14 protein-coding genes and 1 riboswitch (1 of these 15 cut by a window edge) are annotated in these 13,749 nt (G+C 39.5%); of the genes, 10 read left to right on the forward strand and 4 right to left on the reverse strand.

The window, feature by feature from the left end:
* Positions 1 to 125 precede the first annotated feature (125 nt).
* Positions 126 to 578 (forward strand): MarR family winged helix-turn-helix transcriptional regulator, encoded by a 453-nt coding sequence (locus tag A6A20_RS08175; protein WP_279572967.1) that lies wholly within the window; start codon positions 126 to 128, stop codon positions 576 to 578.
* A gap of 146 nt (positions 579 to 724) precedes the next feature.
* Here A6A20_RS08175 and A6A20_RS08180 read toward each other — a convergent pair whose 3' ends face one another.
* The 3 genes from A6A20_RS08180 to mltF form a co-directional block, all read right to left on the reverse strand.
* Positions 725 to 1,249, reverse strand: a complete 525-nt coding sequence (locus A6A20_RS08180) for a hypothetical protein (protein WP_279572968.1) — start codon at positions 1,247 to 1,249, stop codon at positions 725 to 727.
* A gap of 213 nt (positions 1,250 to 1,462) precedes the next feature.
* Positions 1,463 to 1,615: a hypothetical protein gene (locus tag A6A20_RS08185; protein WP_279572969.1), complete on the reverse strand. Its 153-nt coding sequence runs from the start codon at positions 1,613 to 1,615 to the stop codon at positions 1,463 to 1,465.
* Between the two features lie 9 nt (positions 1,616 to 1,624).
* Positions 1,625 to 3,052, reverse strand: coding sequence for a membrane-bound lytic murein transglycosylase MltF (mltF, locus tag A6A20_RS08190; protein ID WP_279573772.1), 1,428 nt, complete (start codon positions 3,050 to 3,052; stop codon positions 1,625 to 1,627).
* 282 nt (positions 3,053 to 3,334) lie between these two features.
* Here mltF and purL point away from each other — a divergent pair, with 282 nt between their 5' ends.
* The gene (purL, locus tag A6A20_RS08195; protein ID WP_279572970.1) at positions 3,335 to 7,228 is read left to right on the forward strand and encodes a phosphoribosylformylglycinamidine synthase; all 3,894 of its coding nucleotides are present in this window, start codon (positions 3,335 to 3,337) and stop codon (positions 7,226 to 7,228) included.
* 87 nt (positions 7,229 to 7,315) lie between these two features.
* Here purL and ribB read toward each other — a convergent pair whose 3' ends face one another.
* Entirely contained in the window at positions 7,316 to 7,948 is a 633-nt protein-coding gene (ribB, locus tag A6A20_RS08200) for a 3,4-dihydroxy-2-butanone-4-phosphate synthase (RefSeq protein ID WP_279572971.1), read from the reverse strand.
* A 210-nt stretch (positions 7,949 to 8,158) separates the two neighbouring features.
* Positions 8,159 to 8,311: riboswitch (FMN riboswitch) on the reverse strand.
* A 96-nt stretch (positions 8,312 to 8,407) separates the two neighbouring features.
* Between ribB and ubiK the strand changes: the two genes are divergently transcribed.
* From ubiK to A6A20_RS08240, 8 genes are all read left to right on the forward strand, one after another.
* Complete coding sequence (gene ubiK / locus A6A20_RS08205; RefSeq protein ID WP_279572972.1) at positions 8,408 to 8,665, forward strand: ubiquinone biosynthesis accessory factor UbiK; 258 nt, start codon at positions 8,408 to 8,410, stop codon at positions 8,663 to 8,665.
* Positions 8,666 to 8,701: 36 nt separating this feature from the next.
* Entirely contained in the window at positions 8,702 to 9,985 is a 1,284-nt protein-coding gene (nadR, locus tag A6A20_RS08210) for a multifunctional transcriptional regulator/nicotinamide-nucleotide adenylyltransferase/ribosylnicotinamide kinase NadR (protein WP_279572973.1), read from the forward strand.
* Complete coding sequence (locus A6A20_RS08215; protein ID WP_279572974.1) at positions 9,982 to 10,662, forward strand: metallophosphoesterase family protein; 681 nt, start codon at positions 9,982 to 9,984, stop codon at positions 10,660 to 10,662. Before nadR ends, A6A20_RS08215 begins: the two co-directional genes overlap by 4 nt.
* Positions 10,663 to 10,674: 12 nt before the next feature.
* A complete protein-coding gene (locus A6A20_RS08220; RefSeq protein ID WP_279572975.1) occupies positions 10,675 to 11,292 on the forward strand; it encodes a YigZ family protein in 618 nt (205 codons plus the stop codon).
* Positions 11,292 to 12,752 carry a TrkH family potassium uptake protein gene (locus A6A20_RS08225; protein ID WP_279572976.1) on the forward strand — a complete coding sequence of 487 codons (1,461 nt, stop codon included), beginning with the start codon at positions 11,292 to 11,294 and terminating at the stop codon, positions 12,750 to 12,752. The genes A6A20_RS08220 and A6A20_RS08225 overlap by 1 nt, the downstream gene beginning before the upstream one ends.
* Positions 12,752 to 13,321, forward strand: a complete 570-nt coding sequence (gene hemG / locus A6A20_RS08230; RefSeq protein WP_279572977.1) for a menaquinone-dependent protoporphyrinogen IX dehydrogenase — start codon at positions 12,752 to 12,754, stop codon at positions 13,319 to 13,321. Before A6A20_RS08225 ends, hemG begins: the two co-directional genes overlap by 1 nt.
* Before the next feature lie 227 nt (positions 13,322 to 13,548).
* Positions 13,549 to 13,740 carry a hypothetical protein gene (locus tag A6A20_RS08235; protein WP_279572978.1) on the forward strand — a complete coding sequence of 64 codons (192 nt, stop codon included), beginning with the start codon at positions 13,549 to 13,551 and terminating at the stop codon, positions 13,738 to 13,740.
* Positions 13,733 to 13,749, forward strand: the 5' end (the start) of a protein-coding gene (locus A6A20_RS08240; RefSeq protein ID WP_279572979.1) for a hypothetical protein. It continues 541 nt past the right edge of the window; only the first 17 of its 558 coding nucleotides appear in the window; its start codon is at positions 13,733 to 13,735; its stop codon lies off the right edge, out of view. Before A6A20_RS08235 ends, A6A20_RS08240 begins: the two co-directional genes overlap by 8 nt.

The following is a 13,749-nucleotide window of genomic DNA, read 5'->3' on the forward strand; positions in this document are numbered from 1 at the left end:
TCGCTAATGATTATATCGTATACGATATAATTTAAGGTCATTCTAGGCAAGGTTTATGACTTTGTCAATGGTTTTTGAATAAAAATCGCATGCGATTTTTATAATATAAAGAGAGAGGATAAAAAATGACAGAAAAACAAAACCTTAACCAAGAAAAACAATTCCCCCCTTTGCAAGATTTTCTCTGTTTTGCGGTTTATACCGCCAATCTTGCCTTTGGCAAAGCCTATAAACCTTATTTCAATCAATTAGGTTTAACCTATACTCAATGGATTGTGTTGTTAGCTTTAAGTGAAGGCGAAAATCAAACCGTTAATCAATTAGGGCAAAAGGTGTTTCTTGCTTCTAACACATTAACGCCTCTCTTAAAAGGTTTGGAACAACAAGGCTTAATCCTACGGCAACGTTCTAAAACAGACGAACGCCAAGTGGTGCTAAACTTAACCGAGCAAGGGCAACAAAAATGTCAGCAAAGCCTGATTTGTATGAATATCATTGAAAAATTTGGCTTAAGCCTTGAGGAAATTAAGGTGTTGCAAAAAGCGATGTGTAAATTGAGGGATAGTTTGTTGCAGTGAGAATTGGGAAAGTGTTTGGAGAATACTTCACTCAAAGGATTGCCTATTTGTAATGTAGGCAATGGTTTTTTATAGTCATTCCACTTTAAAATGACGGTGTTGGTGCGTCTTTCAATGTAAAACGACTATAAAATAAAGGGGAGATGTTAACATTTAGGCGCTTCTTTAATAGGAACGGCTTGATATTGTCCATTTGTAATATCATGTACTTGTGCCGCACAAATGGATCGTTTTCTATTTTCTATTAATGAAGTTGCCATTTGAATTTCATAGTCGTGCCCTGTTTCAGGGACAAAAGTAATCGCAATAGAACATAACATTTTGCTTTCAGGGGTATTTAATAACATCATAGTAAAGGGTTTATCGCCAGCTACATAAAATTCACCACTGTTTGAGCTTTGAAGCTGATTAGGATTAGGCATACCTATCACTTGCCCACGATAACCACTACTTCCCACTAGACCACCAAAGATTGTCCCTGCCCCTGTTTTACTCCAATTAACACAAGAGGATTCAGGTATCCCTTTGACTAACATATTGGCATGAACACGAACTCTCGCCTTTTGTTCGGTTGTTGGTTCTGACATTTTGGTAAATTGTGTTCCAATTGCAGAACAGGCGGATAAACCAATTATAGATAATAATATCATTATAGCTTTATAATTTTTCATCATTTTGTCCTCAATAAAAAACGTTTAGGTGGGCAATATTATAATGTTTTAGCTTGAAATAAGATAAGCCAAGTCAATGCAGCATTATTTCAAAGTAAAATGAATATAGCATAAAAGTGCGGTATGCTGCGAAGAATTTTTTTGAGGAGAAAAAGGTCTGTTTTGGTGTTAGCTTTAGTTTAATGAGTAAAATCCTAACACCAAAAGGCTTGTTTATTGCTCTTGTTGTAACATAAATTGCAACGAATGGCGTGATGATACCATTTTTTTACGTTGTTTTAAGCGTTTTAAGCGTAAAGCCCGATTTTGTGAAATACGAAAGGAGGTTTTTTGTTTTAAGAATATTTTTTTACGTCTAACTGCCATAGTGTTTTCCTAATTAGTTTTATCATTTTCAAGGGATTTGTCTTGTTCGATCACTTGTTCATTATTAGCTTGTAAACGATGATAGTTCACAATACTGTTCATATAACGGCGGATATTTTCTACATAACGATAAGCCTCATAGCCTCGTGCGTAACCGTATTTGAGTTTTTCGTAGTAGCGTTTTTCCGCTAATAAGGGTAAGTTTTTTTTCACATCTAACCAGTTATCAGGGTTACCACCTAAGCTAGTGGTTAAACGTCTTGCATCAAGTAAATGCCCTAACCCCATATTATAAGCAGCTAATGCAAACCAAATTCTATCTTCAGGAGGAATGGAGGCAGGCATTTGATTAATTAATAAATGTAAATATTCTGAACCTGCTTTAATGCTTTGTTCCGCATCTGTTCGATCAGTAACATTCATTCGATCAGCGGTCGCTTTCGTCAGCATCATTATCCCCCTCACGCCCGTTGGGGAGGTAGCATCTTCTTGCCAATGGGATTCTTGGTAAGCGATAGCCGCTAATAAACGCCAGTCAAGTTCGCCTTTGTATTGTTCAAATAAAGGCTGATAGAGAGGTAAAATATTTTCAATGGCTTTTAAATAAGCTCGCATATCTACATAATCAAAATTAGAGAAATGATTAAGATATTTTTCTTCAATGCGGGCAATAGTGCCAGTTTCTAAGGCTTGATTCATAAATTCAAGCAAGCTAGCTTGTAATTCATTATAGGAGCTTGCAGGAAGATACCAATGTACTTGTGCTTCATCGGTTAGATCAAAGGCAACCGCAATTTGTGGGCGAATTTGTTGAATGGCGAGGACATCAATAGAGTTCGCAATGGTATAATTAAGCTCCCCTTCGGCGACTTTCAGTAATAATTCTTCTTGTGTGCGATCATTTTTGCTATCCCATTGTAAATGAGGATAGTTTTGCTGAGATTCGGCTAAAATATGGGATAGTTCTGAGCCACCTGCAATCAATAACTTCTCGTTAATATCGGCTAAAGAACGAGGGCGGTATTCGCCTTTACGATAAACTACTTGCCAAGAGGCGGAATAATAGGCTGGGCCTATTTGAAAATGATGAGCTTTATCAGGCTGATATAGCAGATTAGCCGCAGCAATATCAATATCATTTTTATTGAGAGCATTAAATAAGGCATCGTTGTTACTCAATGTTCGCATTTCTAATTGTACGCCAAGATAATCAGCAAATGCTTTGCTTAATTCGTATTCCAAGCCCGCTGCACCATCTTGTCCGATAAAATAGGAAACGGGGTTGTTAATTGTGCCAACAATTAATTTTCCACGTTGTTGAATAACATGATAATGGTTTTCTTCAGATAGGAGAAAACGTTGCCATGGAAAAACCATGTCAATTGCCCAAAGTAATAAGCCCAAAGCGGCAATAATGCGTAAAAATAAACCTTTCAAATCATTAATAAGCCCAAATAATCCTTTGGCGATTTTACACAGTAAATGGCGATTTAACAAATAGAAAGATTAATGAGTAGGTCGTTGTAATTTGAAATAAGACAGCATAGCGACTATGACAAGGCGAGCTAATGCTGTTTATTAAGAATAATAACGCTAAAATAAAACTTAGGCGATGATTTTCATTATTTTGGCGAGATTTTTATTAAGCAAACGTTTTCGTTTTATCTGCTTTACTTTATAATAAGTGCCAGTTTTTAATTAAAAATGGTGTTATTGTTTATGATCCAAACCTTTCGTGGCACGCCAGCCCTTTCTGATTTTCGTATTAATCAATTATTAACCAATTTTGCTAAGGCGGATTTGGCGGTAACTTCTGTTTATGCCGAATATGTGCATTTTGCAAAATTAACCGAAAAACTGACCGCACTTGAACAACAAGCATTAACAGAATTATTGCATTATGGCCCAACCTTGCCCGAACAAGCTACGCAGGGCGAAAGCCTGATTGTTATCCCTCGCATTGGCACAATTTCTTCTTGGTCATCAAAAGCAACGGATATTGCCCATAATTGTAGGTTAAGTAAGGTAGAACGTTTAGAACGTGGGGTGATTTATTATTTTTCTTTTGCACAAGCCTTAACTGAACCACAATATCAACAACTCGCCAGTTTGTTGCACGATCGAATGATGGAAACGGTCATTACTGATATTGCACAGGTTGAGGCTTTATTTGCTCAACAGCAAGCAAAATCTTTTACTGAAGTGGATATTTTGAAAGGGGGCAGACAAGCCTTAGAACAAGCCAATATTCAATTAGGCTTGGCATTAGCGGAAGATGAAATTGATTATTTAGTGGAAAATTTCACCGCACTTGGACGCAATCCTCACGATATTGAGCTTTATATGTTTGCTCAAGCCAATTCAGAACATTGTCGCCATAAGATTTTTAATGCCGATTGGATTATTGATGGCGAAAAACAGGAAAAATCCTTGTTTAAGATGATTAAAAATACCTTTGAACAAACCCCTGATTATGTGTTATCCGCTTATAAAGATAATGCGGCGGTAATGCAAGGGTCAAAAGTAGGGCGTTTCTTCCCTGATCAAGATGGGCAATATCGTTATCATCAAGAAGATGCCCATATTTTAATGAAAGTGGAAACCCATAACCACCCAACGGCAATCTCGCCTTTCCCGGGGGCGGCAACAGGATCAGGTGGCGAAATTCGTGATGAGGGGGCAACGGGGCGAGGTGCTAAACCGAAAGCAGGATTGACTGGGTTCTCGGTGTCTAACTTAGTAATCCCTAACTTTGAGCAACCTTGGGAAACGCCATTATCTAAACCAGAACGCATTGCCTCTGCGTTAGATATTATGATTGAAGGTCCGTTAGGTGGTGCGGCGTTTAATAATGAATTTGGTCGCCCTGCGTTATTAGGTTATTTCCGTACCTATGAACAAAAGGTCAATAGCTTTGCAGGCGAAGAGGTGCGTGGCTACCATAAACCTATTATGCTAGCAGGGGGAATCGGTAATATTCGTGCGGAACACGTGCAAAAAGGCGAAATTCCAGTGGGAGCGAAACTGATTGTATTAGGTGGTCCAGCGATGAATATCGGCTTAGGCGGTGGGGCTGCCTCGTCAATGGACAGTGGGAAATCAAAGGAAGATTTGGATTTTGCCTCAGTACAACGTGATAACCCAGAAATGGAACGCCGTTGCCAAGAAGTGATTGACCGCTGTTGGCAATTAGGGGAACAAAACCCGATTTTGTTTATTCACGATGTGGGGGCAGGCGGTTTATCCAATGCGATGCCAGAATTGGTAAATGATGCTGGGCGTGGTGGTAACTTCCAGTTACGTCAGATTTTATGTGATGAAAAGGGAATGAGCCCCTTAGAAATTTGGTGTAATGAATCGCAAGAGCGTTATGTTTTGGCAGTTGCACCAGAAAAATTGGATTTATTTACCGCACTTTGTCAGCGTGAGCGAGCCCCATTTGCGGTGATTGGTGAGGCAACAGAACAACAACATTTAACCTTAGCTGATAGCCATTTTAACAATAAACCGATTGACTTGCCGATGAATGTGTTATTGGGTAAAACGCCAAAAATGACACGTGATGTGAAAAAAGCACAAGTGAATAGCCCCGCTTTAGATCAACAAGCGATTGAGTTGAAAGAGGCGTTACATAGGGTATTACGCTTGCCTGTGGTGGCGGAAAAAACTTTCCTAATTACCATTGGCGATCGCTCAGTAACAGGTATGGTAGCAAGGGATCAAATGGTAGGCCCTTGGCAAGTGCCTGTGGCAGATTGTGCGGTAACCACTGCTAGTTTAGATAGCTATTATGGCGAGGCGATGGCAATGGGCGAACGTGCTCCAGTGGCATTATTGGATTTTGCCGCCTCAGCACGTTTAGCCGTTGCCGAATCCATTACCAATATTGCCGCTACCAATATTGGCGACATTAAGCGGATTAAATTATCGGCGAACTGGATGGCTGCCGCAGGGCATAAGGGCGAAGATGCTGGCTTGTACGATGCGGTTAAAGCGGTGGGCGAAGAGCTTTGTCCAGCGTTAGGCATTACCATTCCTGTGGGTAAAGACTCTATGTCAATGAAAACCGCTTGGCAAGAAAATGGCGAGCAAAAAACCGTTACCGCTCCATTATCCTTAGTGATCAGTGCTTTTGCACGTGTAGAAGATGTGCGTAAAACCGTAACACCACAATTACGCACTGATAAAGGGGCAAGCCGTTTATTATTAATCGATCTTGGCGAAGGGCATAACCGACTAGGGGCAACGGCATTGGCTCAGGTTTATCAACAATTAGGCGATAAGCCAGCAGATATTGTGAATGTTGCGCGCTTAAAAGGCTTTTTTGAGGCGATTCAAACTTTAGTCAGTGAGCAAAAATTATTGGCTTATCACGATCGTTCTGACGGTGGTTTAATCACAACCTTAGCCGAAATGGCATTTGCAGGGCATTGTGGCGTGCAAGTAGATATTTCAGCTTTAGGCGATAATGATTTAGCCGTATTGTTTAATGAAGAATTAGGGGCGGTTATCCAAGTTCGTGAAAGTGAGCTGGTAGCGGTGCGTGAAATTTTAAAACAATATGATTTATTAAGCCTAACTAAAGATATTGGTGTAGTAACGGCACAAGATGAATTTGAAATTACACGTGGTACAAAAACCTTATTGCGTGATAAACGTTCAAACTTACGTAGTATTTGGGCAGAGTTGACCCACCAAATGCAACGTTTGCGTGATAATCCTGTTTGTGCGGATCAAGAGTTTGCTAGCAAACAAGCTACGGATGATCCGGGGTTATCTGCCAAACTGAGTTATGATGTTAATCAAGATATTAGCGCCCCATTTATTGCCACAGGGGTAAAACCAACTATCGCGATTTTGCGTGAGCAAGGCGTAAATAGCCATTATGAAATGGCGGCAGCTTTTGACCGAGCTGGTTTTAATGCCATTGATGTGCATATGAGTGATTTAATGCAAGGACATCGCAAGTTAGCAGATTTTAATGCCTTAGTCGCTTGTGGTGGATTCTCTTATGGTGATGTACTCGGTGCTGGTGGCGGTTGGGCAAAATCCATTTTGTTTAATCCACAATTAAGAGAACAATTTAGTCAATTCTTTGCGAATCCAAATACCCTTGCCTTGGGGGTATGTAATGGTTGCCAAATGATCTCTAATTTAGCAGAAATTATCCCTGGCACAGAAAATTGGCCGAGATTTGTGCGTAATAAATCAGAACGCTTTGAGGCTCGCGTGGCGTTAGTGAAAATTAATGATACAGCGTCCCTATGGTTTAAGGGGATGGCAGGTTCACATATGCCAATCGCCGTATCACATGGTGAAGGACAAGTAGAGTTTAAATCTCAACAACAATTAACAGGATTACAACAACAAAATCTAGTGGTAGCACAATATGTTGATAATCACTTGAATGTAACCGAAACTTATCCTGCGAATCCAAATGGCTCGGTATTTGGTATTACCGCCATTTCTAACCTTGATGGACGAGTTGCTGTAATGATGCCACACCCTGAGCGTGTATTCCGAGCGGTAAGCAATTCTTGGTATCCAGAAGACTGGTCAGAAGACGGGGCGTGGATGCGATTATTTAGAAATGCGAGAGTGGCGTTGGGTTAAGCCCATATTGTGTCATTTTACGCTTGTTATTTTGGTGTAATGGATTTTTCCATTACACCAATTTTTCTTCTCTTGCTCAGATTAGGTTTAGGACAGATAGGCAATCAGATCTTCAATGGTAATCACTGGATAATCAAATTGTTTGGCAAAGTTGATAATTTCAGGAGCTCGTGCCATTGTGCCATCATCATTGGTTATTTCACAAATAATGGCGGCAGGTTTATAGCCGGCTAGGCGAGCAAGATCCACAGAGGCTTCCGTATGTCCCGGGCGTTGTTTTACTCCACCTGCTGCTGCACGCAAGGGGAAAATATGCCCGGGGCGGTGTAAGTCGCTTGGTTTTGCTCCCTCTTTAATGGCAGCTTGAATAGTGGTAACACGATCGGCGGCGGAAACTCCCGTAGAAACGCCTTCAGCGGCTTCAATACTGACAGTAAATGCCGTTTTATTGATGCTGGTATTATTGGCTACCATTGGTGGCAAATCTAATTGTTGGCAGAGTTCATCGGTAATACATAAACAGACAATACCGCTACCATAACGGATAAGTTGTGCCATTTGAGCCACATTGATGGTTTGGGCGGGAAAGATTAAATCGCCCTCATTTTCACGATTTTCGTCATCTAATACAAGTACACCTCGCCCTTGTTTAAAGGCTTGAATGGCATTTTCCACACGTTGTTGTGGTGTGCCGAATTCGGCAAGTAAAGACTGATTCATTGTTAATTCCTTCATAAATAATACGTAATGAGAATGAATCAGGGGTGATGGAAAGGGTTATTTTGATAATAACAAAATTAGGTCTTGTTAATGAACAAGTCCTGTTTATAGTCGTTCTACTTTAAAATAATACAGCGTTGGCACGCCTCGCCATATTCTTTGTGTTGTGTTCGGTAATGTACGATTTTGTGTTATTTTAAATTGAAACGACTATATTCTCTTTCATCCAGACTATCACTGTCGGCTTTGGATTTTCACCAAATCTGCTTGTCATTAACCTTTAATGAGAGGCTAACCGCTCGTGGGCTTATGTTTATTACATTTACCACCGGTAGGGAATTACACCCTGCCCTGAGAATGAGTGCATAGTATAGCGGAAAGTTTTACAAGAAAAAATGTTTTTATTTGTAGCAAGATTGCATACAATAACCAAATCTTAGTGAAATTAAAGAGGGAATTATGCTAAATCCGAAAAAAATTGAACAAATTATGCAACAAATTCATGATGTGTTGCCAGAAGGCGTAAAAAACTTAGGGCAAGATGCAGAAAATAAAATTAAGCAAGTGTTGCAAGCACAGTTAGCGAAATTAGATTTAGTGACTCGAGAAGAATTTGAGGTACAAACCCAAGTGTTGGTGCGTACCAGAGAAAAACTCATGCAATTAGAGCAACAAGTAGAACAATTACTTGTGGCAAAAGATGAAAAAAAAGATTGATTTTTGACCGCACTTTTTATCCGATAGGTAGCCGTTATGACAGATTTTTCTTATCTTCAGCAAAAACGTAAACAGCTCAATTTACGGGTTAATGAGCTTTGTGAACAAGCCAATATTACTCGAGCCTATTTTAATCAATTAGTGAGTGGCAAAATCAAAAATCCAAGTGCTTCTAAGCTCGGAGCGTTGCATAAGGTGTTACAAATTAATGAAGTCGCGAATAAGCGAGTTGGAGTGATTTTTGGCAAGTTCTATCCTGTACATACAGGGCATATTAATATGATTTATGAAGCCTTTAGTAAGGTTGATGAAGTGCATGTGGTGGTATGTACAGATAGCGAGCGAGATTTGAAACTGTTTTATGATAGTAAAATGAAACGTATGCCTACGGTGCAAGATCGGCTACGTTGGATGCAACAAATTTTTAAATATCAAAAAAATCAAATTTTTATTCATCACTTGGTGGAAGACGGTTTACCAAGTTACCCAAATGGCTGGGCAGCTTGGGCTGAACAGGTAAAACGCTTATTTGCCGAGAAAAATGTTAATCCTAGTGTGGTGTTTAGTAGTGAAATACAGGATAAAGCCCCTTATGAGAAATATCTCAACCTTGAAGTAGCATTAGTAGATCCTGAGCGGCATTTTTTTAATGTGTCCGCCACTAAAATTCGTAATAATCCTTTTCATTATTGGAAATTTATTCCCAAAGAGGTTCGCCCATTTTTTGCTAAAACCATTGCCATTTTAGGCGGCGAAAGTAGCGGAAAAAGTGTGTTAGTGAATAAACTCGCTACGGTGTTTAATACCACTTCTGCTTGGGAATATGGGCGAGAATTTGTGTTTGAGCAATTAGGTGGCAATGAACAAGCTATGCAATATTCCGATTATCCACAAATGGCATTAGGGCATCAGCGTTATATTGATTATGCGGTACGCCATGCGCATAAAGTGGCAATTATTGATACGGATTTTATTACTACCCAAGCATTTTGTATCCAATATGAAGGTAAAGCTCACCCTTTCCTTGATTCAATGATTAAAGAATACCCCTTTGATGTTACTATTTTGCTTAACAATAATACTCGTTGGGTTGATGATGGTTTACGCAGTCTCGGTAGTACAAAACAACGGGCGCGTTTTCAGCAGTTATTGAAAAAATTACTAGAAAAATATCAAGTACCTTATATTGAAATTGAGTCGCCGAGTTATTTAGAACGCTATAACCAAGCCAAAGCCATTATTGAGAAAATTCTCAATGATGAGGACTTAGTCAAAGTGGGCGAGTCTTATCAATTTATTGATGAGGAAGTTATAGAATGATTTTATTTGCCGGCGATCCGCATGGCAGTTTTAGCCACCTTTATCCCTTTATTCAACAGCGAGAGAATATCGCTTTGATTATTTTGGGGGATTTACAGTTGACCTCCACAGAAGAATTGGAAAGGTTGGCGAAGTATTGTGATGTTTGGTTTATCCATGGTAATCATGATAGCAAGACCGCCACCGCATTTCAGGCATTATGGGGATCAGAGTGGAAAAACCGTAATTTGCATACCAAAATTGTGGACATTCAAGGCAAGCGGATTGCTGGATTAGGCGGTGTTTTTCGTGGGCAAGTTTGGATGCCACCGAATAAACCCTTATTTTTTGATCCCATTCATTATTGCCAATATTGCCCACCTGAGAAAATTTGGCGTGGTGGCATACCGTTGCGTCATCGTAGTTCCATTTTTCCTTCTGATGTGGAAATATTAGAACAGCAACAAGCGGATATTTTAATTTGTCATGAAGCACCAAAACCGCATCCATCGGGGTTTAATGTGATTAATCAGCTTGCTGAAAAAATGGGGGTATCGCAAATTTATCATGGACATCATCATGATAATTTTAGTTATAACCAAATTTCGCAAGGGGCATATCAAATCATCAATGTGGGGTTTCGTAGCCTTTGTGATGAACAAGGTAATTATTTGCTTGTGGGGGTTGATGATCGTTAATCAATAGCGGATATGAGCCAATATTTTATTCCCAAAAGTGCGGTAGTTTTTGAAGAAGAAATCAAAAAAAGCCGTTTTATTACCTATTTGCGTCAAGTGGATAACCTTGAACAAGCGAGAGCCTTTTGGCAACAAATGCGCCAGCAACACCCCAATGCCCGTCATCATTGTTGGGCAACGGTGGCAGGTTCGCCTGATGATAGCCAACAATATGGTTTTTCAGATGATGGCGAACCCGCAGGGACGGCGGGAAAACCGATGCTGAGTGCCTTAATGGGCAGTCATATCGGCGAAATTTGTGCGGTGGTAGTGCGTTATTATGGTGGTATTCAGCTTGGTACAGGCGGTTTAGTTAGAGCTTATGGCAATGGTGTGCAACAAGCCTTGAAATTGCTAGAAACAGAAGTAAAAGTGCTTAGAGAGCCTTACTTGTTGCGTTGCGATTATGGGCAAATTAATTGGTTACAAATGTTATTTGAAAAATATGATATTGTGCTAGAAAAACAAGATTTTGCTGAGCGAGTGCATTTTCAATTAGCAATCAGTGAGCAAAAGGTTGAGGCTTTTCGTCAAGAAATCACTGAGCGTTCAGCTGGGCAATTAAGTATAGAAAAAGTGCGGTGTGAATAATGCAAATTTTATCTATAATCCGTATTATTGGCATTTTAGTAATTTGTTTTTCGGTAACGATGTTAATGCCAGCAGGGGTTGCCTTGTTTTATGGTGATGGCGCTGGGACAGCCTTTGTGCAAACTTTTTTAATGAGTTCCGTACTGGGTTTTTTATTATGGTGGGCGGGGCATCGTCATAAAGAAGAATTACGTTCTCGGGAAGGTTTTTTAATTGTGGTGGCATTCTGGCTGGTATTAGGCAGTCTAGGGGCAATCCCTTTTATGCTCTTTGAACACCCTAAACTCAATCTCGCTTCCGCTTTTTTTGAATCTTTTTCAGGTTTAACTACCACAGGGGCAACCACCATTGTAGGGCTAGACTATTTACCCAAAGCCATTTTATTTTATCGTCAAATGTTACAATGGTTTGGTGGCATGGGGATTATTGTATTAGCGGTTGCCATTATTCCTTTACTCGGCATTGGTGGAATGTCCTTATATAGAGCGGAAACCTCAGGGGCATTAACCGAGAAAATGCGTCCTCGTATTGCTGAAACCGCGAAAATTCTTTGGTTTATTTATACCTCGTTGACGGTGGTTTGTGCGGTGGCTTACTGGCTCGCAGGTATGAGCTTATTTGATGCTATATGCCATAGTTTTTCTACGGTTTCCATTGGTGGATTTTCTACCCATGATGACAGTTTAGGTTATTTTGCCAGCCCTTTGATTAATTGGATTACCGTATTTTTTCTCGTTATTTCAGGCTGTAATTATGCCCTACATTTCAATGCGTTTTCACGTTTAGGCGAGGGAAAATTATGGCAAATTTACTGGCAAGATCCCGAATTTCGCTTTTTTATTGCAATCCAAGTGTTTTTAGTCAGCATTTGCTTTGTTTTTTTATGGCAAGGGGATTATTTTGCAACAGCAGAAATGAACTTAGAACAAGCCGCCTTACAAGCAGTTTCTATTTCAACTACCGCAGGCTATACCAGTGCCAATTTTGAAATATGGCCGTCCTTTATTCCTATGCTATTGCTAGTAGCTTCTTTTGTGGGGGGCTGTGCAGGCTCAACAGGGGGCGGATTAAAAGTTATTCGTGTTTTAATGTTGTTCTTACAAGGACAACGAGAATTAAAACGCTTTATCCACCCTAACCTTATTTCTTCCATTAAATTAGGCAAACGTATCTTACCAGAACGCACGATTGAAGGCATCTGGGCGTTTTTTTCCGCCTATATTTTCGTTTTTATTCTCTGTTTATTAGGGGTCATTGCTTGCGGTGTAGAAATTTTTGATGCCTTCAATGCGGTTATCGCTTGTTTAAATAACCTTGGACCAGCCTTAGGTATGGTGCATAGTAATGTGGTCAATTTACCAGATAGCGCCAAATGGATTTTAACCTTTGCTATGATTTGTGGTCGTTTAGAAATTTTTTCACTCTTGGTCTTATTTAGCCCTGCTTTTTGGAAATCATAATGAAAACATTAATTTTATATTCCAGTCGTGATGGACAAACCAAAAAAATTGCTTATTTTATCGCACAGCAATTACAGCAAATTTCACCACAAAAAGAAGTGGTTATTGAAAAGTTAGAACAAAAAAGTGCGGTAGATTTTCAAAATATTTCTTGTGTTATTATCGGTGCTTCTATCCGTTATGGGCATTTTGAGTCTAAATTATATGCTTTTATTCAGCGTTATGCGGCACAATTAAACCAAATCCCCAGTGCCTTTTTTTCTGTCAATCTCACCGCCAGAAAAGCTGGCAAAGACAGCCCAGAAACCAATGTTTACACCCGTAAATTATTACAAAAAATCAGCTGGCAACCTACTTATAAAGCAGTGTTTGCTGGGGCATTATATTACCCTCGCTATAATTTCTTTGATCGCATAATGATCCAATTTATTATGCGATTAACAGGTGGCGAAACCGACACCAGCAAAGAAATTGAATATACCGATTGGGGGAAAGTTAAAGAATTTGCTGAATTAATCGATGGAAGGAAGAAGAATTCTGGCAATCTCTCTTCGTCGCAATCATCATAAAATATAAAGGGCGGTTTAATATCGCCCTTTCTTTCAGCCATAGCATATTGATGTCTCAACCCTCAACACCCTCATTGATTAACGATTTCAGATGAAATAGGAACATAAACGAAAGCTCAAAAAATGTTCGTTTTCCAAAAGTACTATAGTACTTTTTGTTATTTACTTGATGTAAATAACAAAGCAAGTCTGATTAAAATTTTTTTAATTTTCGTTAAGGAGCTTATATGGTATTAATTGTTTTTTACAAAAATGGACAGAAAAGATACAGAGGTGTATCAGGTACGGAATATCAATATGATCTTAGTTTACTTGCCGATCGGCAGGCATATCAATTAGATCTTAACGCACAAATGCGAGATCAACAGTCCGTCAATTTATATAGAGAAATGGAGAATGGTGGAGGGATTTATGAGTAATCGTTTTAA

Origin of the sequence: Volucribacter amazonae (assembly GCF_029783845.1) — a bacterium.
GTDB classification, from domain to species: domain Bacteria; phylum Pseudomonadota; class Gammaproteobacteria; order Enterobacterales; family Pasteurellaceae; genus Volucribacter; species Volucribacter amazonae.